Here is an 18716-nt window from a genome sequence, read left to right on the forward strand (position 1 = left end):
TCGAGTGCTTCTTCAACAAGCTCAAGCGCTTCCGCCGTATCGCCCTGCGCTGCGAGAAAACCATCGCCGCCTTCATGGGCTTCGTTCACCTCGCATGCGCCATGATCTGGCTACGATAAATGCAGACGCGACCTAGCCCCGATCCTCCCATCCCTTGGCCGGATAGGCGGGCAGGGCCAGGCGGTAATGGATCGCCGCGCCGCGCAGGGCGAATCCCGCCAGCGCGGCCAGCGGCCCCGCCACGGATGAGGGCGTGCCCAGCAGGATGAGCCCGACATAGCTGGTCGATGCCAGCGCGGCGGCGGTGACATAGAGTTCGGGGCGCATCAGGATCGACGGCTCGCCCGCGATGATGTCGCGGATGATCCCGCCGACACAGGCCGACATCACCCCCAGCATCGCGGCCGGAATCGGGGTGATGCCATGGCCGCTGGCCTTGGCCGCGCCATAGACGGCATAGGCCGCCAGGCCGACCGCGTCGAACCAGTCGAGCGCGCTGCCGCGCCACCAGCGTTCGGGCGTGGCCCATACCGCGACCGCGGCGATCAGGCAGACGACCGGCACCCGCGCGTCATGCACCCAGAATACGGGCGCGCCGAGCATCAGATCGCGCAGCGTACCCCCTCCCACGCCGGTGATCAGCGCGAAGAAAACGAGCGTCACGATCGTCTGGCGATGTTTGGCCGCGACCAGCGCGCCGGACACGGCAAAGACGGCAAGCCCCGCCAGGTCGAGCCAGGGCATGGCGACGGGCAGCATGGCGGTGGGTTCGGGCAACATCACGGTCCATGCTAGCGCCCGATCGCGCATGACGATAGCGTGGGCGGCGGATGAACATGACGTTATCTTCCATTCATGCAACAGAGGGTAAAAGACGCACGTTACGGCGTCAGACGGTTTTGAAAGGATGGTTTGAGATGCGGAAATTGATGCTCGCTCTGGGATGCACGGCCATGGTCGTGCCGTCGCTGGTCCTGCCGGCCACCGCGGCCGATGCGCAGCGCCGCTACAAATATCGCGAATGGCGCGGCGATGACGGTCGCGTCCATTGCCGCAAGCCGAACGGCACCACCGGCCTGGTGGTCGGTGGCGTCGCCGGTGCGCTGCTGGGGCGCACGATCGACACGCGCGGGGATCGCACGCTCGGCACGCTGGGCGGGGCGGCCGTCGGCGCGCTGGCCGGCCGCGAGGTCGAGCGCAGCACGAGCAATCGTCGCTGCCGCTGAGCCCTGATTCTGAAGAATGAAAAAGGAGCGTCCCCTTTGGGGGCGCTCCTTTTTCATGATCCCGGCCGATCATCGCCGCGGGTTCTTCCGGTATCTTTCAACGGAACTATGGTATTCTGATCGCTATCTTACCGGCCAGCATGGTCGTGATGATCTTTGTTGCGGTCCCGGTCATAGTTGCGGTCCCGGTCATAGCACAAGGTCACGGCGGGGCGGCCCGGGGAGCATATCCTGCCGGGCCGCCTTGCGTTCATATCAGGCCGCCGCCCAGCATCAGGCGCAGCCCGAAGACCAGAATGAGGATCAGGTTCAGGTTCCGTCCGCTGTCGCGCGACGACAGCGTGCCGATCGCCGCGCCGACGATCGCGATCGGAATGACGAACCAATAGCCCCAGGCGAAGAAGGGCAGGAACGGCACGATGCCCAGCAACAGCGCGACAATGCCGATGACGATCGAGACGAGGTTCAACATGGTCCCAAGATGGCGGTGGCGATGCGGTTCCACAACCATGGTGCTCGCGGCAAAGCGACGGACCGTTAACGATGTCTGCTGATGGATATGCTAGAGGCGAAAGCCATGATCCGTTCGCGTGCCCATGCCCTGACCCTGCCGCTTGGCCTGTCGCTTGGCCTGTCTCTGGCTCTGATGCTGGCCGCCTGTGGCCGGGCGCCGGACGACGATGCGCAACTCAACGCGCTCGATAACGAATTGTCGGCGGTGCATGATGGCCAGCCCGCGCGCGACCCCAAGCTGGCAGAGGCGCTGGCCGGGCAGATTCTGGTCGATCCCGGCCTGACCCAGACATCCAATGCCAATGCGGTTCGCCCGCCCGACCGCCCGGTCACCGATCAGGTGCCGACATTGCCGCCGCCCGCCGATCCGGTCGATGGCCGCACCCTGAAGACCGCACCTGCTGCCACGCACGACTGTTCCGAATGCCGTGCCTCGAAAAATGCGCTGACCCTGGCGGCACTTGCCGGGCAGCAGGCGCGCAATGCGCAATGCCTGTCGGGCCTGCGCTATTCGGCGGGCTGGGCCAACCGGATGCCCCCGGTTTTCCCCGTATATCCGGGCAGCCAGCTGTCGGAGGCGGCGGGCAATGACGCGGGCGGTTGTGCCTTCCGCATCGTCAGCTTCCGCGCGGGTGGTGCGGCGGACAAGGTCGTGAACTTCTATTATAGCCGGGCCGTCGCGGCGGGATTCGACGCCGACCACAAGCGCGACGGCGCGCAGCATGTGCTGGGCGGTTCGCGGCAGGCGGCGGCCTATATGATCTATGCCACCGATCGGCCCGATGGCGGTTCGGACGTCGACCTGATCGTTCGGGGCGGTTGACCCAGGGGATCGGCATCGGCGCGTCGCGCTTGCTCTTTGCGCGCGGGCCGCTGTTGCGCTAGGGGAGGCGGATTATGTCACCGCTTCTACTCGTGATGCTGGGCGGCGCGCTGGGATCGGGGGGACGGTATCTGACGGGGCGCGTGACGCTTGACGCGTTCGGCCCCGGTTTTCCGTTCGGGACGCTCGCGGTCAACTGGATCGGGTGCCTGCTGATGGGGGTGCTGGCCGGGGTGCTGGCGCGGACCGATGCGGGGGAAGGCTGGCGCCTGTTCCTGGGGGTCGGCATTCTGGGCGGCTATACGACATTTTCCGCCTTCTCGCTCGATACGATCCTTATGATCGAACGCGGGCAGGGGGCGTTGGCGCTGGGCTATGTCGGCCTGTCGCTGGTGGGCTCGCTTGCCGCTTTGTGGGCGGGCCTTTGGTTTACAAGGATTTTTGCATGACGGACTTTGTCCGCCAATTCACGGTCGGCTATGACGATGACGGTATCCGGCTCGACCGTTGGTTCAAGCGCCATCTGCCCGACACCAGCTTCACCACCGTCGCCAAATGGGCGCGCACCGGGCAGTTGCGCGTCGACGGCGCGCGCGCCACGCCGGGCGACCGGATCACCGCGGGCCAGGTGCTGCGCGTGCCCCCGGCCGAACCCGCGCCCGCCGAAAGCGCCAGGCCGATGCGTCCGCGCGCCGCCTTGTCCGAGGACGAGATCGCCTTCGCGCGCGAACTGGTCATCCACAAGGATCGCGACGCGCTGGTGCTGAACAAGCCGCCGGGCCTGGCGACTCAGGGCGGGACCAAGACGACCACCCATGTCGATGGCCTGCTCGACGCGCTCCAGTTCGAGGCGGAGGGGCGGCCCAAGCTGGTCCATCGGCTCGACAAGGATACGTCGGGCGCGCTGCTGGTCGCGCGCAACGCGCGGTCGGCGGCGTTCTTTGCCAAGGCGTTCTCGGGCCGTACCGCCAGGAAGATCTATTGGGCGCTGGTCGTCGGCGTGCCCTCGATCGAGGACGGCACCATCGAGCTGCCGATCGGCAAGCAGCCGGGCACCGGCGGCGAGAAGATGCATGTCGACGAGGAAAACGGCCAAGCCGCCCGCTCGCGCTATCGCGTGATCGAGCGCGCGGGCAATCGCTGCTGCTGGGTCGAGCTGCAACCCTTTACCGGTCGCACGCATCAGCTACGCGTGCATATGGCGGCGATCGGCCATCCGATCGTCGGCGATGGCAAATATGGTGGCGCGGCGGCGTTCCTGACCGGCGGGATCAGCCGCAAGATGCACCTGCACGCGCGCCGCATCCGCGTCGACCATCCCGATGGCGGCCGGATCGACCAGACCGCCGAACTGCCAAGCCATTTCGCCGAGAGCATGAACCAACTCGGCTTCGACGAGATTCGCGGCGACGTCATGCCCCAGGACGAGGAACGCGGGCCTCCGCCCAAGGAGGTGCTGAAGCAGCGCGCCAAGGCCCATGCCAAGCAGATCCGCAAGGAACGCCGCGGCGAGCGGCGCGGCCGGGGTACGCGCTGACCTGAAACGCCGCCTTCCCGCGGGGTGGACCGGACATGAAAAGCCCCACCGGCCAGTAGGTCGATGGGGCTTGTTGCTGGATAGGTGAGGAAACTGCCCTCCCTCACGCCGGGTGATCAGCGGCAATAGCCGGGGTTGTTCGACTTTTCGATCGCGTGACCGGCCAGCGCCCCGGCGCCGCCGCCCAGGATCGTGCCGAGCGTCCGGTCGCCACGGCTGTCGATCGTGCGGCCCAGCAGGCCGCCGGCGATCGCGCCGACGATGGTGCCGGTGGTGCCGCTATTGCAGCGCGACGGGCCACGGTCGTAATAGCCACGGGCATAGCCACGACGGTCATAATAGCTCCGGTCGTAGCGCGGTCCGCGATTATAACCGTCCGAATAGGCATCGCCATAGGCGCGCTCATAGCGGTCGCCATAATAACGTTGCGCGCTGGCGGCGGTCGGAACCATGGCCGTCGCGCCGACGGCAAGGGCGGCTGCGGCGAGCGAGAGCTTCTTGAACATCGTCATCTCCCTTGATCTTCAATCCGGCGGCGGCGGGATGATTCCCGTCGTCGTTGAACCCCTTATGTCCGATTCGCGGTGATGGGATGCTGAATGCGCCCGTTAGCTGGCGTTCATGCAATTGTTCGGTTCGCCGCGCTTCCCCCCGGGCCACGGGCGCGATAGGACGATGCGATGACGCGACCGCGCCTTGCCCTTTTCGATTGCGACGGCACGCTCGTCGACAGCCAGGCCAATATCTGCCGTGCGGCGGTGGAGGCGTTCGCGCTGTCCGGCCTGACCCCGCCGCCGGCCGCGGCGATCCGCCGCATCGTCGGGTTGAGCCTGGTCGAGGCGATGCGCGTGCTGGCCCCCGACCAGCCGGACGAGGCCCATCGGCAATTGGCCAGGGACTATAAGGCCGCCTTCTTCCGCCTGCGCACCGAAGGTGCGATGGAGCCCGAGCCGCTGTTCGACGGCATTCGCGAACTGCTCGATGATCTGGCGGCGCAGGGCTGGCAGATGGGTGTCGCCACCGGCAAGTCGGACCGGGGGCTGGCGCGCGTACTGGCCGAACATGGGCTGGCGCATCATTTCGTGACCTTGCAGACCGCCGACCGGCATCCGTCCAAGCCCGATCCCTCGATGGTGCTGGCCGCCATGGCCGAAACAGGGGTCGCCGCGCAGGACGTGGCGATGATCGGCGACACGAGTTTCGACATGGCGATGGGCAAGGCGGCGGGGGCCTTCGCCGTCGGAGTCGCCTGGGGCTATCATGACGTGACCGATCTGGCGCGGGCGGGGGCGGAGGTGATCGCGCAGGAAGTGGGCGACCTGCGTCACCTGCTGGTGCGGCCATGAACGCCGAGGACGCGCGGTCGCGGCGGCGCTGGTTCATCATCATGGCGGTCCGCCTGATCGGCGTGGCGGGCGCGTTGTTCGGGGTGATGCTGGCGTCGCGCGGCGTGGCATGGCCGGAAAAGGCGCTGGGCGTGGCCATCGTCATGGCGGCGCTGGCGATGATCGCGATCGTGCCCGCCGGACTGGCGCATCGGTGGCGGAGTGGGGGCGAATGAAGCGGTTCTGGACCGAGGTGACGGTCGATGCGGAGCGGGTCGTGCGGCTGGACGATCGTCCGGTGCGTACGCCGGGGCGGGTGCCGCTGGCGCTGCCGACACCCGCGCTGGCCGAGGCGGTGGCGGGCGAGTGGCGCGATGTCGGCGAGACGGTCGATCCGCGCGCGATGCCGCTGACCGGGCTGGCCAATGCGGCGATAGACCGGATCGCGGCCGACCCGGCCCCCTTTGCCGAGGGGCTGGCGCGCTATGCCGAAAGCGATCTGCTTTGCTACCGCGCCGAGTCTCCGCCGGAACTGGTCGCGCGGCAGGCGGCGCTGTGGGACCCGCTGCTCGACTGGGCGCGCGATCGCTATGATGTGCATTTCACGCGCGTGACCGGCATCATGCACCAGCCGCAACCCGTGGCGACGGTCGAGCGGCTGGGCGCGGCGGTGGCGACACTCGATCCCTTCCATCTGGCCGCGCTGTCGCCGGCGGTCACGATCACCGGCTCGCTGGTGCTGGCGCTGGCGCTGCTCGATGGCGCGGCGGATGCGGATGCCGTGTGGACGGCGGCGCATGTCGATGAGGATTTCCAGGCCGAACAATGGGGAGAGGATTATTTCGCCATTGAGGCGCGCGAGGCCAAGCGGCGGGAGTATGACGCCGCGGTGCGGTTTTTGACGGCGCTGGGGATGTAACGGCTGCCGTTGTTGACCCCAACCTCGCTTCGCTCAGCCTGAACGGGGGTGGGGGAGAGGGGGCGACCTACCAAAAGTACCACCACCCCGGCCTTCGCCGGGGTGGAATGAGGGGAGCGCGCGGCCCCTATTTCGTCGTCAGCTTTCGGATGAACCCGATCAGCCCGGTCTGGCGCGAGCGCTTGAGGCGTTCGGCCTGCAGGATGGTCTTTACGCCCCGGAAGCATTCCTCGACATCGTCATTGACCAGGACATAGTCATAGCCGTCCCAATGGCTGACCTCATTGGCCGCGCGCGCCATGCGGGCGTCGATCACCTCGACCGAGTCGGTGGCGCGGCGTTCGAGTCGCTGGCGCAGTTCCTCCATCGAGGGGGGGAAGATGAACACACGGACCACATCGCCGCCCGCGATCTGGAACAACTGCTGCGCGCCCTGCCAGTCGATGTCGAACAGCACGTCCTTGCCCGCCGCCAGCATCGCCTCGACCTGCGCGCGCGGCGTGCCGTACCGATTGTCGAAGACATGCGCCCATTCCAGGAACTCGTCATTCGCCACCATGCGGCGAAATTCCTCGAGATCGACGAAATGATAATCCTTGCCGTCGACTTCGCCCGGACGGATCGGCCGGGTCGTCGCCGACACCGACATCTCCAGGCCATCGTCGTCGGCCAGCAGCTTGCGCGCGATGGTCGATTTGCCCGCTCCCGATGGGGAGGACAGAACGAACAGCATCCCGCGACGCTTCAGCTTGTGGGAGTCGTTTGGGTTGTCGGGCGTGATGGACATGCCCGCCTTTGGCGCACGATGCCGCGGCGCGTCAAGCCATGCCCGACACGCCGCACGGATCGTCCCGACCCTCGGGCCGATCAGGCGTTCAGGTCGCGCGCCGCCTTGTTCGCCTTGTGACGGTCATAGGCCTTTTTCGCTGCATAGCCGCCGCCGAGCAGCAGGCCGAGTGGCCCCAGCCGCCGGATGCCGCCGACTGCCAGCGATCCCAGGATCGCGCCCTTGACGCCGTTATTGCCTTCGCGGCGGCCGATTTCGCTACCCACCAGCGCGCCGATGATGCGGCCGATCATTGTACGTCTCCGAAAACCCGGTTCTTGAGTTCGCCCGCACCGCGCAGCACCGCCCAGCCCACCGCATAGGTGAGGGCGATCGGCACGATGATCTTCAGGGCATTCGCCCCCACCGCGCCGATGATCGCGCCGTCGGCGACACCGTCATCGCCCGACAGGCCGTCGATCGCCGCCCCGACGATCGCTCCTATTGTCGTTGCACCCATAGCTCATGCCCTTTGCTTGCTCGAGGCAGGAAAAGCGCGGGAGGCACGATGGGTTCCGTGGCGACGAAAGAGAAGGACGGCCGGTCAGCGCGAGGCGGCGACCTTCGTCTCGATCGCGGACCAGATCATCGCGGCGACATCGGTGCCGTCGAATTTTTCGATCGCGACGATGCCGGTGGGCGAGGTGACGTTGATTTCGGTCAGCCATTCGCCGCCGATCACGTCGATCCCGACGAACAGCAGCCCGCGCCGCTTGAGTTCGGGGCCCAGCACCGCACAGATCTCGCGCTCGCGCGCCGTCAGTTCGGTCTTCTCCGCCGATCCGCCGACCGCCAGGTTGGAGCGGATCTCGCCTTCACCGGGCAGGCGGTTGATCGCGCCCGCCACCTCGCCATCGATCAGGACGATGCGCTTGTCGCCCTTCGCCACGGCGGGCAGGAACGCCTGCACCATATGCGGTTCGCGATAGGCGGTGTTGAACACCTCGATCAGCGCCGACAGGTTCGCGCCGTCGCGCCCGACCTTGAAGATGGCCTTGCCGCCATTGCCGTGCAGCGGCTTGATGACGATCTCGCCATGCTGCGCCAGGAACGCCCGCGCTTCGTCCAGCGAGCGGGTGACCAGCGTCGGCGGCATGAACTGCGGATAGTCGAGGACGAAGACCTTTTCGGGCGCGTTGCGCACGCTGCGCGGGTTGTTGACGACCAGCGTCTTGTCCGCGACCCGCTCCAGCAGGTGGGTGGCGGTGATATAGCCCAGGTCGAAAGGCGGGTCCTGTCGCATCAGGACGACATCGGCTTCGTCGCCCAGATCGAGCTTCACCGGATCGCCGAAGGTGAAGTGATCGCCCGCGACGCGCTGCACGGTGACGGGATGCGCGCGGGTCCAGAGATGCCCATCGGACCAGTTCAGATCACCGGCGTCATAATGGAACAGCCGATGGCCGCGCGCCTGCGCCGAGAGCATCAGCGCGAAGGTCGAATCGCCCGCGACGTTGATCTGGTCCATCGGGTCCATCTGGACGGCGACGGTCAGGGACTGGGACATGGGGATTTCCTTCCTTGCGCGCGGAACGACGCCGCTTCTTCGCCCGCGGAGGTAATGGCTGGCCGCGCGCCTGTCACCCGCGTGTCAGCCGCACCATGCATTTTCGATGTGGCGCGGCCGGGTGCCGGGGGCGAGCAGGACGACGTCGACCCGGATATCGTCGCCCGGCCCGGCATAGCGCGGCATCAGCACTTCCGCCGCCGCCGCTACCCGTGCCAGCCGCCGCGCATCGATCGCGAAATCAAGGTCGGCGGCGGTCTTGCGGGTCTTCACCTCGACAAACGCCACCAGCGTCCCGCGCCGCGCGACCAGGTCGACCTCGCCCGCCGGTGTCCGAACGCGGCGGTCGAGAATGGTCCAGCCCTTCAGCCGCAGCCACCACGCCGCGAGCCGTTCGCCGCGCCGGCCAGCGGCTTCGGCGACACGGCGATCACGCACGGCGTTGGGTGGGACGGAGCGCATGCGTGGGGTGATAGCCGATCGCCCGACGCCCCGCATCCCTTGCATGTCAGGCCTTCGGGTCCGCCGTTGCGGTGAGCCAGTCCAGCGCGGGTTCGGGCGTGTCGAAGATCCGCAGATAGGGCTGGGTCATCAGGCGCAGGATCTGGTGCCGGGCGATCGCGCTGGGCGTTACCATGGCGATGCGGCTGGCGCGCGGGAACTCGCGCAGATTCTGGTGCACCACCATGATCGCATCGGCGGGCTGGACGCGGATCATGCTCATGTCGATTCGCAGGCGATAGCCGGGCGCGAAGCCGCTGCGGCGGAACGCATCGATCATTTCTCGCGCGTAGCGTTCCGCCACCTCGGGGGTGAATAGCCCGGTCCATTGGATGTCGAGCAGGTCGAGATCGTGGCGAAAGGTGTAATTGTACATGCCCGGCTCTCCCGACCATAATCCCGTTCGACGCGGCTGGCCCGTCCGCGAGACCGGCGGATTAGTCCCCGGTCGGGCCATCCTTCATTGCCAGCGCGCGCGCGTAAAGCGTTTTCCGGTCCATTCCCAACGCCTTGGCGACTTCGCTTGCGGCGCGTCCGACCGGCAGGCGGGTCAGCGCCTCGGCCAGCGCGGCGTCGGCATCCTGGTCGCTGGCGGGGGGCGCTTCGCCGGGCGGCGCGATGACGATCGCGATCTCGCCCTTCGGCCCGCCCTCGGCATAGCGTGCGGCCAGGGTGGAAAGGGTGCCGGTCACCGCCTCCTCGAACTTCTTGGTGATCTCGCGCGTGACCGCCGCCTCGCGGTCGCCCAGTCCTTGCGCCAGCGCGGTCAGCGTCGCCGCCAGGCGAGGCCCCGATTCGTAGAGGACCAGCGTCGCGCGGATGCCTGCGATCTCGGCGATCGCGTCGGCGCGCGCCTTTTCCTTGGGCGGCAGGAAGCCCGCGAACAGGAATCGGTCGGTCGGCAGCCCAGCCAGCGTCAGCGCGGCGATGGCGGCGCAGGGGCCGGGGATCGTCACTACCATATGCCCCGCCGCGCGCGCATCGCGGACCAGCTTGTAGCCCGGATCGGAGATCAGCGGCGTGCCCGCGTCGGACACCAGCGCCACCGCCTGGGTCGCCATCCGCGCGATCAGGCCCGGGCGGACATGCTCGGCATTATGGTCGTGATAGGGCTGCATCGGCCGCTTGACGCCGATATGGCGCAGCAGCCCGGCGGTCACGCGGCTGTCCTCGACCGCGATGACATCGGCGTTCGTCAATATGTTGGCCGCGCGCGGGGACAGATCGCCGAGATTGCCGATGGGGGTCGCGACGATGTACAGGCCGGGTTCGAGACTAGGTTCGGAATGGGTCACGGGGATCGTCATGACAGAGGCAGGGCTGTTCGCACAACCGGGGGCCGTCATTCGGGGCCGCTTCCCGCGATTATCGGGGCGCTGGGGCCGCGCCGTGGCGCTGGCGACGACGCTGGCGCTGGCGGCGTGCCAGACGATCGTTCCGCGCGGCCCGGTCGAGCAGCCCGAGACGCGGCCCGTGCCCACCACGCCGCGTCCCACCCCCGAGGTGGAGCCCGGCCTGCCGCGGGATACGGCGCGCCACCGGGTCGCGTTGCTGGTGCCCCTGTCGGGCAGCAATGCCGGGGTGGGCCAGTCCATCGCCAATGCGACGATGATGGCGCTGCTCGATACGCAGGCGGACACGATCCGAATCACCAATTACGACACGACGCCGGGCGCGGCGGCGGCGGCGCAGCGCGCGATCGCCGAGGGCGCGCAACTGATCCTGGGGCCGCTGCTGTCCGAGGATGTCCGCGCCGTCGCCCCGATCGCGCGCGCCGCGCGGGTGCCGGTCATCAGCTTTTCCAACGACACCGGCGTGGGCGGGGGCGGCACCTATCTGATGGGCTATACCCCCGCCCAGTCGATCGAGCGGGTCGTCGATTATGCGCGCGGACGCGGTGTCACCAGCTTTGCCGGGCTGGTGCCCAACGGCCTGTATGGCGAGCGCACCTCCACCGCCTTTCTGCGCGCGGTCGAAGGGGCGGGGGGGCAGGTCGTCTCGCTCCAGCCCTATGGCCGTGTGGCGGGCGGCCTGACCGGCGCGGCGCAACGGCTGAACGCCAAGGCGCCATATGACGCGGTGCTGATCGCCGATGGCGGCGCGGCGGCGGCTGTGGCCCCGATCATCAAGCGCGGATCGGGCGCAACCACCCGGCTGCTGGGGACAGAGTTGTGGAACTCCGAATCGGGCATCGCAACGCGCGCGCCGCTCAATGGCGCCTGGTTCGCCAGCGTGTCGAACAGCCTCTACCGGCAGTATGCGACCAAATATCGCGCGCGATACAAGGCCGCGCCCTATCGCCTGTCGAGCCTGGGCTATGACGCGGTGCTGCTGACCGTGCGGATCGCGCGCGATTGGAAGATCAACGCGCCGTTCCCCGAATCGCGCCTGCGGGCCTCGGACGGCTTTGCCGGGATCGATGGTGCGTTCCGCTTCGGCCGCGACGGCGTCGCCGAACGCGCGCTGGAGGTGCAGGAAATTCGCGACGGTGCCGCCGTCACCGTATCGCCCGCGCCGACCGGCTTCGGGGGATAGGCACGTTGCGCGATGGCGATCTGCTGCTGGTGATGTGCGCGGCGGGGAGCAGGGAGAATGCCGCGGCCATCGCGCAGTCTCTGGTGGAACGGCGGCTGGCGGCCTGTGTGCAGATGATGCCGATCGAAAGCTGGTATCGGTGGGATGGCGCGGTGCGGCACGCGCCGGAATGGATGCTGCATGGCAAGACCGTGCGGGGGCGCTACGCCGCCTTGTGCGAGGCGACGACCGAACTGCACGATTATGACGTGCCGGAAATCCTTGCCGTGCCGATCGCCGACGCCGCCCCCGCTTATGCCGAATGGGTGCGGCAATCGGTGGGGTGGGAGGACTGACGCTCAGTCGTCGGTCCGCACCACCTCACGCAGGATCGCGTCGAGCAGCAACGCGCCCGCGTCCGTTACGATCAACCGCGCGTCATCGCGGCGTAGCAAGCCCTGTTCGGACAGCCGGGCGATATTCGCCTCGTCGAGCATCGCGCGTCCCTCCGCCAGCGCCGCGATTCGGCGAAGGTCGACGCCCTCGGTCAGGCGCAGGCCCATGACCAGGGCTTCGGTTGCGCGGGTGACGGGCGCAAGCGTTTCCTCCGTCTCGATGCCATGGCCGTTGCGCTCGACCGCGCCCATCCAGTTTTCCGGCTTCTTGCGGCGTGCGGTCGCCACGCCCTCGCGCCGGCCATGCGCGCCGGGGCCGATCCCGGCATAGTCGCCATAGCGCCAATAGGTCAGGTTGTGGCGGCTCTCCGCCCCTGGCCGCGCATGGTTGGAGGTTTCATAGGCGGGCAGCCCGGCGGCAGCGGTGATCGCGCGCGTCGTCTCGAACAGGTCGGCCGCCGCATCGCCATCGGGGATGGTCAGCCGCCCCGCCGCCGCTTCGGTGTGGAAGCGCGTGCCGGGTTCGATGGTGAGTTGGTAGAGCGACAGATGCTCGGTCCCGTACCCGAGCGCGCGGGTCAGTTCGGCCTCCCAGTCGGGCAGCGGCTGGCCGGGGCGGGCATAGATCAGGTCGAAGCTGACCCGGCCGAACACGCCTTGCGCGGTCTGGAGCGCGCGCAGCGCCTCGTCGACGCCGTGCGCGCGGCCCAGGAAGCGCAGCGCATCGTCGTCCAGCGCCTGCACGCCGAGCGAGGCGCGATTGACCCCGGCGGCGGCCAGATCGGCGAAGCGCGCGGCCTCGACGGAGGAGGGATTGGCCTCCAGCGTGATCTCGATCCCCTCGGCAAAGCCCCAATGCCGTTCGGCCGCGTCCAGGATCGCGGCGACGGTGGCGGGCGGCATCAGCGAGGGGGTACCGCCGCCGAAGAAGATCGAGGTCAGCCGCCGACCCGGCAGCGCCGCGGCCTCATGCGCCAGGTCGGCGAGCAGCGCCTTGGCCCAGGCGGCCTGGTCCACCGATTCGCGGACATGGCTGTTGAAATCGCAATAAGGGCATTTGGAAACGCAGAAGGGCCAATGGACATAGAGCGCCAATGGAGCGGGGGGCGACGATATTGCGGAGGGCATGATGCCACCCGATATGGCGCCGATGTCGCTGTTTCGCCATCTCTTATCGCTGCCCGCTCTCGCCCTGCTGCTGGCCGCCTGCGGGCCGATGGTCCCTTCGCGCCCGGCCTCGACCGAGCGGCCGCCCGCGCGGGTGGTTGAGGAGCGGGTGTCCGACGCACCCGCCCCGCGCGGCGCGGGATTGTTGCGGCAGGCGATGATGAACGGCCACCGCGCGGCGCGGGCCGAGGTCGGGCTGGCGCCGCTGGTCTGGGATGACGGACTGGCGGCGGATGCGCTGGCCTATGCGCGCGAACTGGCGCGCACCCGCCGATTCGAGCATTCGCACCAGCCCCTCGGCCCGGCGCGACAGGGCGAGAATCTGTGGACCGGCACGCGCGGGGCCTATCGCTATGACGAAATGATGGGCCATTGGGTGGCCGAGCAGCGCGATTTCGTGAACATGCCCGTGCCCCAGGCCAGCCGGACGGGCGATTTCGGGGATGTCGCGCATTATACCCAGATCGTCTGGGCCCGGTCGGCGGCGGTCGGATGCGCGATGGCGAGCAATGCGCGCGACGATTTCCTCGTTTGCCGTTATAGTCCGACAGGCAACGTCTTTGGGGAACGGGCATTCTGACCCCCGGGACGAACGATGGGAAGGTGGGACATGAAGGCCAATCCCTATGATCCGATGGCGTGGGTCGGCTTCTGGACGGCGCCGTCGCGCTTTGCGGTGATGGCGGGCGAGGCGGCGCTGAGCGCCCAGTCGGTGATCGCGGCGCGGCTCGGCGCGATGGCGACGGGGACGTCCTCGGCGGCGGAAATGACGCTGATGGTCAGCGAAAAGGTCAAGGCGCTCGACCAGTCCGCCCGGTCGCTCAAGCGCGATCAGGCGGCGCTGTCGCGGCTGTCGCGGCGCGATCCGCGCGGCGGGATCATCGATGCGTGGGAAGCGATGGCGCGCGCCATGCTGATCGGCGCGTCGATGCCGGTGCAGGCGATGACGCCGGTGCACCGGACGGTCACCGCCAACCGGCGGCGTCTGGCGAAGCGGTAGGACGACCCGCGCGCTCCCATCGTTCCGGCCCTTGCCGGGCGTGACGCGGAATCCGTGGTGGACGGACCGCCCGACAGCCGGGCGGTCCGCATCGATTCAGAATACCGCCTTCACCAGCTGGCCGAACGCATCGGCGCGGTGGCTGATGCGGTTCTTTTCGTCCTGGTCCATCTCGGCGAAGGTCACGTCATAGCCGTTGGGCTGGAAGATCGGGTCATAGCCATGGCCTTTGTCGCCACGCGGCGGCCACACGATCGTGCCGTCGACCCGGCCCTCGAACCATTCCACATGGCCATCGGGCCATCCGACCGCCAGCGCACAGACGAAATGCGCGGTGCGGCTCATGTCCGGCTCTTCGTTCAGCCGATCCTCGACCGAGCGCATCGCCATCGCAAAGTCCTTGGTCGGTCCCGCCCAGCGGGCCGAGAACAGCCCCGGATCGCCGCCCAGCGCGTCGACGCACAGGCCGCTGTCGTCCGAAAGCGCGGGCAGCCCCGACAGATCGGCGGCGGCCAGCGCCTTCAACTCGGCATTGGCGACGAAGGTCGTGCCGGTCTCCTCCGGCTCGGGCAGGTCAAGGTCGCCCGCCGCGATCACTTCGACGCCGTAAGGGGCCAGCAATTCGCGGAACTCGACGATCTTGCCCTTGTTATGGCTGGCCAGGACCAGCTTGCCCGGTTCCAACTTGCGGATCGCCTGGCGGCCATTGCCTTCACCGCTCATGCGTGGAGCGCTCGCTCTTGCGCGGCGAAGATCTCGGTGCAGCCCATGCGCGCAAGGCGGAGCAGGCGCAGCAGCGCTTCCTCGTCATAGGTCGCATGCTCGGCGGTCGCCTGCACCTCGGCGATGTGGCCGTTCTCGATCAGGACGAAATTGGCATCCGCATCGGCGGCCGAATCCTCGATATAGTCGAGGTCGAGGACGGGCGTGCCCTGATGGATGCCGCACGAGACGGCGGCGACCTTGTTGCGGATCGGATCGGTGGTCAGCTTGCCCTCGGCCATCAGTGTGTTGACCGCCATGCGCAGTGCGACCCACGCGCCCGAAATCGCGGCGGTGCGGGTGCCGCCATCGGCCTGGATCACGTCGCAGTCGAGCGTGATCTGCCGCTCGCCCAGCGCCTTCAGGTCGCAGACGGCGCGCAGGGAACGGCCGATCAGCCGCTGGATTTCCTGGGTGCGCCCCGACTGCTTGCCCTTGGCCGCCTCACGGCTGCCGCGCGTATGCGTGGCGCGTGGGAGCATCCCGTACTCCGCCGTCACCCAGCCTTCGCCCTTGCCGCGCAGAAAGGGGGGCACGCGCTCTTCGACGCTGGCGGTCACCAGCACCTTGGTGTCGCCGAACCCGATCAGCACCGATCCCTCGGCGTGGCGGGTGAAGTTCGGCTCGATCGTGATCGGGCGCATCTGATCGGGCATCCGGCCGGACGGGCGCATAATATTCTCCTTGTTCCTTGGGGACAGCCCCCTAACGGTCGCGTGTCGGTTGCGCCAGAGAAGACGCCAGCGGACAAACGATGGCCTGGCACCGATCGATCGCGGTTGAGTGGCACGGCGTGCGTCCCTACATTTCGGCCATGGGCACGCTACCGATCACCGAGCTGACCGACCGGGCGCGCGACATTTTTCGCGTGGTGGTCGACAGCTATCTGGCCAGCGGGCAGCCCGTGGGGTCGAAGACGATCGCCCTGTCGGGGATCAACCTGTCGCCGGCCTCGATCCGCAACGTGTTGCAGGAACTGGAGGAGCGCGGCCTGCTGGCGGCGCCGCATACCAGTGCCGGGCGGATGCCGACCGATACCGGGCTGCGCCTGTTCGTCGACGGGATGATGCACGCCATGGAGCCCAGCGTCGAGGAGCGCGCGGCGATCGAGGCGCGCGCGGCGCGGTCGGGCCCGGTGGAGGAGGCGCTGGCGGCGACGACCGCGGTGCTGTCGGGGCTGTCGGCCTGTGCCGGGCTGGTCATGGTGCCCAAGCGCGAGATGATATTGCGCTCGATCGGTTTCATCCCGCTCGCGCCGAGCCAGGCGCTTGCCGTGCTGGTGGCGGAGGATGGCGCGGTCGAGAACCGGGTGTTGCAACTGCCGCCGGGCATGACCGGATCTGCGCTGATCGAGGCGGGCAATTATCTGTCCGCGACGCTGGCCGGGTTGACGTTGGGGCAGGCGCGCGAGCGGCTGGAGCGCGAACTGGCGGCGGGTCAGGCGGCGCTGGACGGGGCGGCGCGCGCGCTGGTCGAGCAGGGGCTGGCGGTGTGGACCGAGGATGGCGATCGCCGCCCGATCCTGATCGTTCGCGGGCAGGGGCGGCTGATCGATGCCGCTGCCGCCGCCGATCTGGAGCGGGTTCGCGATCTGCTCGACGATCTGGAAGGCAAGCAGGAGATCGCGCGGTTGCTCGATTCGGCGCGGGCGGGCGATTCGACGCGGATCTTCATCGGCGCGGAGAATAAATTGTTCGCGCTGTCGGGGTCGTCGGTGATCGCCCGGCCGTTCCGGGGCCTCGACGGCCAAGTGGTCGGTGTGGTCGGTGTAATCGGGCCGACGCGGTTGAACTATGCCCGCGTCGTGCCCATGGTGGATTTCACGGCGGCAACGCTCGCCCGAGTAATGGGCTGACCCCGGATGACGGGTTGAACAGGGATTATGATGAGCGACAACAAGACGAACGAACCCCAGAACGATCTTCGCGATGAAACGTCCGAGGCCGCGCCCGAAGTGGCGGGTCAGGACCGTCTGGCCGAACTGGAGAATCAACTGGCCGAGGCGAAGCAGCAGTTTCTTTATGCCCAGGCAGAAATCCAGAATGTGCGTCGTCGCGCCGAAAAGGAAGTGGCCGATGCGCGCAACTATGCGGCGACGTCCTTTGCGCGTGACATCCTGTCGGTGTCCGACAACCTTCAGCGCGCCTTGGCGGCGATCCCCGCCGATCTGCGCGTCGACGACAAATGGAAGGGGCTGGTGACCGGGCTCGATGCCACGGGCCGTGAGATGGAGAGCGTGCTGGGCCGTCATGGCATCAGCAAGATCGAGGCGATGGGCCAGGCGCTCGACCCCAACAAGCATCAGGCGATGATCGAAATGCCCTCCGACCAGGAGCCCGGCACGATCGTGCAGGAGATGCAGGCGGGATATATGATCAAGGATCGGCTGTTGCGTCCCGCGCTGGTCGCGGTGGCGAAGAAGCCGGAGTGATCCTTCGGTTTTCGTGACCATCGAAAGGGCGGGCCTTCGGGGCCGCCCTTTTTCGTTGCTGGCCCGGTCTGGTCACTGGCCCGGTTTTGTTACTGGCCCAGCAGCTTGAGCACATCCTTCTGGGACTGGTTGGCCTGGGCCAGCATCGCGGTCGACGCCTGGGCCAGGATCTGGGCACGGGCGAGTTTGACCGACTCTTCCGAATAATCGGTGTCGGCGATGCGCGATCGCGATTCGGTCAAATTCGTCGAATGACTGGTCAGCGTGGCGACGGCTGATTCCAGGCGGTTCCCGGTCGCGCCAAGTTGCCCCCGAACGCTGGCCACCGTCGACAGCAACTCGTCGACACGTGTCAGCGTATGGTCGGTGCGGTAGCGATTGGTGACATTGAGTTCTTCGGTCAGCGAAAACTGACGGCGCTTCGCATAGTCGTTGTATTCCTCGGGCTTGTAGTAGGATCCATTGGGATCATGCCATTGGTCTCCAGCGGCCGGATAGGTGATCCGTCCGATATCGTCTTTGGTGATCGCAGCCTCGCCAATGCGTCCGCCCGCCACATAGTCGTCGAAGGTTACGAGATGCGAGGAGGGGGCGGTGCCGAGATAGTCGAATGGTAGAGGATTGGTCAGCCTTGCGTAGTAATAATTCGAGTATCCGGCGTCGCGACGGAAATAGACGGTAGGGATGGGCGGAATCGAAACCGGGATCGTGTCCGCGATGTTCGCTCCCGCCTGCACGTTCAGCGTGATGCTGGAGTCCATCAACTGGCCGTTGCTGTCATAGACCGGCGCGTTGGCGTTGAACAACGCGATGCCATTGAACGACGCCTGCCGGATCGTCTGGTCGATCTGTGTCGATAGCGCGGCGACTTCCTTTTGGAGGGCCGCCCGGTCGTTGTCGCTATAGGTGCCCGAACCCGCCTGCACCGCCAGTTCGCGGACGCGTTGCAGCATGTTGGACACTTCGCCCAGCACGCTGTCGGCGGTCTGGATCAGCGAGACGCCGTCCATCGCGTTGCGGATGCCCTGGGCCATGCCGCGAATCTGCGATGTCATGGAACTGCTGATCGCCAGGCCGGCGGCATCGTCCTTGGCCGAATTGATCCGCTGGCCCGATGACAGCCGGGCCATCGATTGGGCGAGGTCGGAACTGGCGCGTTGCGTGGCGGCCATTGCGCGAAGCGCGGCGCCGTTGGTGTTGATGACCGTCATGGTACCTCCCATCCGTGACGAGCGCGGGCGGTGCCGCGCACGAGAAGGACGGTTGGCGA

Annotated in this window: 27 protein-coding genes and 1 pseudogene; 14 read left to right on the plus strand and 14 right to left on the minus strand. The window is 67.7% G+C overall.

The window, feature by feature from the left end; all coding sequences use genetic code 11:
• Positions 1-119 (plus strand): annotated as a pseudogene (locus RN629_RS03815) (IS5-like element IS711 family transposase); the annotation flags it as partial.
• Positions 120-132: 13 nt separating this feature from the next.
• Here RN629_RS03815 and RN629_RS03820 read toward each other — a convergent pair.
• Positions 133-780, minus strand: a complete 648-nt coding sequence (locus tag RN629_RS03820; protein ID WP_407033947.1) for a trimeric intracellular cation channel family protein — start codon at positions 778-780, stop codon at positions 133-135.
• 137 nt (positions 781-917) lie between these two features.
• Between RN629_RS03820 and RN629_RS03825 the strand changes: the two genes are divergently transcribed.
• The gene (locus RN629_RS03825; RefSeq protein WP_407033948.1) at positions 918-1226 is read left to right on the plus strand and encodes a glycine zipper 2TM domain-containing protein; all 309 of its coding nucleotides are present in this window, start codon (positions 918-920) and stop codon (positions 1224-1226) included.
• A 250-nt stretch (positions 1227-1476) separates the two neighbouring features.
• Here the strand turns inward: RN629_RS03825 and RN629_RS03830 are convergent, their stop codons facing one another.
• A complete protein-coding gene (locus RN629_RS03830) occupies positions 1477-1698 on the minus strand; it encodes a hypothetical protein (protein WP_407033949.1) in 222 nt (73 codons plus the stop codon).
• A 105-nt stretch (positions 1699-1803) separates the two neighbouring features.
• Here RN629_RS03830 and RN629_RS03835 point away from each other — a divergent pair, with 105 nt between their 5' ends.
• The 3 genes from RN629_RS03835 to RN629_RS03845 all read left to right on the plus strand — a co-directional run bounded on the left by RN629_RS03835 (position 1804) and on the right by RN629_RS03845 (position 4099).
• Positions 1804-2562, plus strand: a complete 759-nt coding sequence (locus tag RN629_RS03835) for a hypothetical protein (protein ID WP_407033950.1) — start codon at positions 1804-1806, stop codon at positions 2560-2562.
• Between the two features lie 74 nt (positions 2563-2636).
• The gene (crcB, locus tag RN629_RS03840) at positions 2637-3011 is read left to right on the plus strand and encodes a fluoride efflux transporter CrcB (protein WP_407033951.1); all 375 of its coding nucleotides are present in this window, start codon (positions 2637-2639) and stop codon (positions 3009-3011) included.
• Positions 3008-4099, plus strand: a complete 1092-nt coding sequence (locus tag RN629_RS03845; protein WP_407033952.1) for an RluA family pseudouridine synthase — start codon at positions 3008-3010, stop codon at positions 4097-4099. Before crcB ends, RN629_RS03845 begins: the two co-directional genes overlap by 4 nt.
• 116 nt (positions 4100-4215) lie before the next feature.
• Here RN629_RS03845 and RN629_RS03850 read toward each other — a convergent pair whose 3' ends face one another.
• Positions 4216-4605 carry a glycine zipper 2TM domain-containing protein gene (locus RN629_RS03850; protein WP_407034164.1) on the minus strand — a complete coding sequence of 130 codons (390 nt, stop codon included), beginning with the start codon at positions 4603-4605 and terminating at the stop codon, positions 4216-4218.
• Positions 4606-4779: 174 nt separating this feature from the next.
• Between RN629_RS03850 and RN629_RS03855 the strand changes: the two genes are divergently transcribed.
• From RN629_RS03855 to RN629_RS03865, 3 genes are read left to right on the plus strand one after another with little or no spacing between them, the layout of a single operon-like run.
• Positions 4780-5445, plus strand: a complete 666-nt coding sequence (locus RN629_RS03855) for an HAD-IA family hydrolase (protein ID WP_407033953.1) — start codon at positions 4780-4782, stop codon at positions 5443-5445.
• Positions 5442-5660 carry a hypothetical protein gene (locus RN629_RS03860; protein ID WP_407033954.1) on the plus strand — a complete coding sequence of 73 codons (219 nt, stop codon included), beginning with the start codon at positions 5442-5444 and terminating at the stop codon, positions 5658-5660. Before RN629_RS03855 ends, RN629_RS03860 begins: the two co-directional genes overlap by 4 nt.
• The gene (locus tag RN629_RS03865) at positions 5657-6343 is read left to right on the plus strand and encodes an ATP12 family chaperone protein (RefSeq protein ID WP_407033955.1); all 687 of its coding nucleotides are present in this window, start codon (positions 5657-5659) and stop codon (positions 6341-6343) included. Before RN629_RS03860 ends, RN629_RS03865 begins: the two co-directional genes overlap by 4 nt.
• Positions 6344-6470: 127 nt before the next feature.
• Here the strand turns inward: RN629_RS03865 and gmk are convergent, their stop codons facing one another.
• The 7 genes from gmk to rsmI form a co-directional block, all read right to left on the minus strand.
• The gene (gmk, locus tag RN629_RS03870) at positions 6471-7130 is read right to left on the minus strand and encodes a guanylate kinase (protein WP_407033956.1); all 660 of its coding nucleotides are present in this window, start codon (positions 7128-7130) and stop codon (positions 6471-6473) included.
• 80 nt (positions 7131-7210) lie between these two features.
• Positions 7211-7423 (minus strand): hypothetical protein, encoded by a 213-nt coding sequence (locus tag RN629_RS03875; protein WP_407033957.1) that lies wholly within the window; start codon positions 7421-7423, stop codon positions 7211-7213.
• Positions 7420-7629: a hypothetical protein gene (locus RN629_RS03880; RefSeq protein WP_407033958.1), complete on the minus strand. Its 210-nt coding sequence runs from the start codon at positions 7627-7629 to the stop codon at positions 7420-7422. The genes RN629_RS03875 and RN629_RS03880 overlap by 4 nt, the downstream gene beginning before the upstream one ends.
• A gap of 84 nt (positions 7630-7713) precedes the next feature.
• Positions 7714-8676: a glutathione synthase gene (gshB, locus tag RN629_RS03885; RefSeq protein ID WP_407033959.1), complete on the minus strand. Its 963-nt coding sequence runs from the start codon at positions 8674-8676 to the stop codon at positions 7714-7716.
• An 84-nt stretch (positions 8677-8760) separates the two neighbouring features.
• A complete protein-coding gene (locus RN629_RS03890) occupies positions 8761-9138 on the minus strand; it encodes a YraN family protein (RefSeq protein WP_407033960.1) in 378 nt (125 codons plus the stop codon).
• A gap of 46 nt (positions 9139-9184) precedes the next feature.
• Positions 9185-9553, minus strand: coding sequence for an STAS/SEC14 domain-containing protein (locus RN629_RS03895; protein ID WP_407033961.1), 369 nt, complete (start codon positions 9551-9553; stop codon positions 9185-9187).
• 61 nt (positions 9554-9614) lie between these two features.
• Complete coding sequence (gene rsmI / locus RN629_RS03900) at positions 9615-10484, minus strand: 16S rRNA (cytidine(1402)-2'-O)-methyltransferase (RefSeq protein ID WP_407033962.1); 870 nt, start codon at positions 10482-10484, stop codon at positions 9615-9617.
• Here rsmI and RN629_RS03905 point away from each other — a divergent pair.
• Both RN629_RS03905 and cutA read left to right on the plus strand, forming a co-directional pair.
• The gene (locus RN629_RS03905) at positions 10483-11712 is read left to right on the plus strand and encodes a penicillin-binding protein activator (protein WP_407033963.1); all 1230 of its coding nucleotides are present in this window, start codon (positions 10483-10485) and stop codon (positions 11710-11712) included. The genes rsmI and RN629_RS03905 overlap by 2 nt on opposite strands.
• 5 nt (positions 11713-11717) lie before the next feature.
• Positions 11718-12047, plus strand: a complete 330-nt coding sequence (cutA, locus tag RN629_RS03910) for a divalent-cation tolerance protein CutA (RefSeq protein ID WP_407033964.1) — start codon at positions 11718-11720, stop codon at positions 12045-12047.
• A gap of 3 nt (positions 12048-12050) precedes the next feature.
• Here cutA and hemW read toward each other — a convergent pair whose 3' ends face one another.
• Positions 12051-13214 carry a radical SAM family heme chaperone HemW gene (hemW, locus tag RN629_RS03915; RefSeq protein WP_407033965.1) on the minus strand — a complete coding sequence of 388 codons (1164 nt, stop codon included), beginning with the start codon at positions 13212-13214 and terminating at the stop codon, positions 12051-12053.
• 1 nt (position 13215) lies between these two features.
• Between hemW and RN629_RS03920 the strand changes: the two genes are divergently transcribed.
• Together RN629_RS03920 and RN629_RS03925 are read left to right on the plus strand one after the other, a co-directional pair.
• The gene (locus RN629_RS03920) at positions 13216-13833 is read left to right on the plus strand and encodes a CAP domain-containing protein (protein WP_407033966.1); all 618 of its coding nucleotides are present in this window, start codon (positions 13216-13218) and stop codon (positions 13831-13833) included.
• Between the two features lie 30 nt (positions 13834-13863).
• The gene (locus RN629_RS03925) at positions 13864-14253 is read left to right on the plus strand and encodes a hypothetical protein (RefSeq protein WP_407033967.1); all 390 of its coding nucleotides are present in this window, start codon (positions 13864-13866) and stop codon (positions 14251-14253) included.
• Positions 14254-14349: 96 nt separating this feature from the next.
• On the opposite strand, the gene rdgB is transcribed toward RN629_RS03925, so the two are convergent.
• Positions 14350-14976, minus strand: a complete 627-nt coding sequence (gene rdgB, locus RN629_RS03930; protein ID WP_407033968.1) for an RdgB/HAM1 family non-canonical purine NTP pyrophosphatase — start codon at positions 14974-14976, stop codon at positions 14350-14352.
• A complete protein-coding gene (gene rph, locus RN629_RS03935) occupies positions 14973-15689 on the minus strand; it encodes a ribonuclease PH (RefSeq protein ID WP_407033969.1) in 717 nt (238 codons plus the stop codon). The genes rdgB and rph overlap by 4 nt, the downstream gene beginning before the upstream one ends.
• A gap of 140 nt (positions 15690-15829) precedes the next feature.
• Between rph and hrcA the strand changes: the two genes are divergently transcribed.
• Positions 15830-16870 (plus strand): heat-inducible transcriptional repressor HrcA, encoded by a 1041-nt coding sequence (gene hrcA, locus RN629_RS03940; RefSeq protein ID WP_407034165.1) that lies wholly within the window; start codon positions 15830-15832, stop codon positions 16868-16870.
• A gap of 30 nt (positions 16871-16900) precedes the next feature.
• Entirely contained in the window at positions 16901-17446 is a 546-nt protein-coding gene (gene grpE, locus RN629_RS03945; RefSeq protein ID WP_407033970.1) for a nucleotide exchange factor GrpE, read from the plus strand.
• An 89-nt stretch (positions 17447-17535) separates the two neighbouring features.
• On the opposite strand, the gene RN629_RS03950 is transcribed toward grpE, so the two are convergent.
• Positions 17536-18657: a flagellin N-terminal helical domain-containing protein gene (locus tag RN629_RS03950; RefSeq protein WP_407033971.1), complete on the minus strand. Its 1122-nt coding sequence runs from the start codon at positions 18655-18657 to the stop codon at positions 17536-17538.
• Between the last annotated feature and the right edge of the window lie 59 nt (positions 18658-18716).

Source organism: Facivitalis istanbulensis (assembly GCF_040560405.1).
Taxonomy (GTDB): Bacteria; Pseudomonadota; Alphaproteobacteria; order Sphingomonadales; family Sphingomonadaceae; genus Sphingomonas; species Sphingomonas istanbulensis.

Excerpts from the sequence above, each read along its gene's own strand:
- hrcA (WP_407034165.1), top strand. The coding sequence starts at position 15,830 with ATGGGCACGCTACCGATCACCGAGCTGACCGACCGGGCGCGCGACATT.
- rph (WP_407033969.1), bottom strand. The coding sequence starts at position 15,689 with ATGCGCCCGTCCGGCCGGATGCCCGATCAGATGCGCCCGATCACGATC.
- RN629_RS03865 (WP_407033955.1), top strand. The coding sequence starts at position 5,657 with ATGAAGCGGTTCTGGACCGAGGTGACGGTCGATGCGGAGCGGGTCGTG.
- RN629_RS03850 (WP_407034164.1), bottom strand. The coding sequence starts at position 4,605 with ATGTTCAAGAAGCTCTCGCTCGCCGCAGCCGCCCTTGCCGTCGGCGCG.
- crcB (WP_407033951.1), top strand. The coding sequence starts at position 2,637 with ATGTCACCGCTTCTACTCGTGATGCTGGGCGGCGCGCTGGGATCGGGG.
- RN629_RS03920 (WP_407033966.1), top strand. The coding sequence starts at position 13,216 with ATGCCACCCGATATGGCGCCGATGTCGCTGTTTCGCCATCTCTTATCG.
- RN629_RS03830 (WP_407033949.1), bottom strand. The coding sequence starts at position 1,698 with ATGTTGAACCTCGTCTCGATCGTCATCGGCATTGTCGCGCTGTTGCTG.
- RN629_RS03905 (WP_407033963.1), top strand. The coding sequence starts at position 10,483 with ATGACAGAGGCAGGGCTGTTCGCACAACCGGGGGCCGTCATTCGGGGC.
- RN629_RS03835 (WP_407033950.1), top strand. The coding sequence starts at position 1,804 with ATGATCCGTTCGCGTGCCCATGCCCTGACCCTGCCGCTTGGCCTGTCG.
- RN629_RS03875 (WP_407033957.1), bottom strand. The coding sequence starts at position 7,423 with ATGATCGGCCGCATCATCGGCGCGCTGGTGGGTAGCGAAATCGGCCGC.
- hemW (WP_407033965.1), bottom strand. The coding sequence starts at position 13,214 with ATGCCCTCCGCAATATCGTCGCCCCCCGCTCCATTGGCGCTCTATGTC.
- RN629_RS03860 (WP_407033954.1), top strand. The coding sequence starts at position 5,442 with ATGAACGCCGAGGACGCGCGGTCGCGGCGGCGCTGGTTCATCATCATG.
- RN629_RS03925 (WP_407033967.1), top strand. The coding sequence starts at position 13,864 with ATGAAGGCCAATCCCTATGATCCGATGGCGTGGGTCGGCTTCTGGACG.
- RN629_RS03845 (WP_407033952.1), top strand. The coding sequence starts at position 3,008 with ATGACGGACTTTGTCCGCCAATTCACGGTCGGCTATGACGATGACGGT.
- rdgB (WP_407033968.1), bottom strand. The coding sequence starts at position 14,976 with ATGAGCGGTGAAGGCAATGGCCGCCAGGCGATCCGCAAGTTGGAACCG.
- RN629_RS03895 (WP_407033961.1), bottom strand. The coding sequence starts at position 9,553 with ATGTACAATTACACCTTTCGCCACGATCTCGACCTGCTCGACATCCAA.
- gmk (WP_407033956.1), bottom strand. The coding sequence starts at position 7,130 with ATGTCCATCACGCCCGACAACCCAAACGACTCCCACAAGCTGAAGCGT.
- RN629_RS03855 (WP_407033953.1), top strand. The coding sequence starts at position 4,780 with ATGACGCGACCGCGCCTTGCCCTTTTCGATTGCGACGGCACGCTCGTC.
- grpE (WP_407033970.1), top strand. The coding sequence starts at position 16,901 with ATGAGCGACAACAAGACGAACGAACCCCAGAACGATCTTCGCGATGAA.
- RN629_RS03820 (WP_407033947.1), bottom strand. The coding sequence starts at position 780 with ATGTTGCCCGAACCCACCGCCATGCTGCCCGTCGCCATGCCCTGGCTC.
- RN629_RS03890 (WP_407033960.1), bottom strand. The coding sequence starts at position 9,138 with ATGCGCTCCGTCCCACCCAACGCCGTGCGTGATCGCCGTGTCGCCGAA.
- rsmI (WP_407033962.1), bottom strand. The coding sequence starts at position 10,484 with ATGACGATCCCCGTGACCCATTCCGAACCTAGTCTCGAACCCGGCCTG.
- RN629_RS03950 (WP_407033971.1), bottom strand. The coding sequence starts at position 18,657 with ATGACGGTCATCAACACCAACGGCGCCGCGCTTCGCGCAATGGCCGCC.
- gshB (WP_407033959.1), bottom strand. The coding sequence starts at position 8,676 with ATGTCCCAGTCCCTGACCGTCGCCGTCCAGATGGACCCGATGGACCAG.
- RN629_RS03880 (WP_407033958.1), bottom strand. The coding sequence starts at position 7,629 with ATGGGTGCAACGACAATAGGAGCGATCGTCGGGGCGGCGATCGACGGC.
- RN629_RS03825 (WP_407033948.1), top strand. The coding sequence starts at position 918 with ATGCGGAAATTGATGCTCGCTCTGGGATGCACGGCCATGGTCGTGCCG.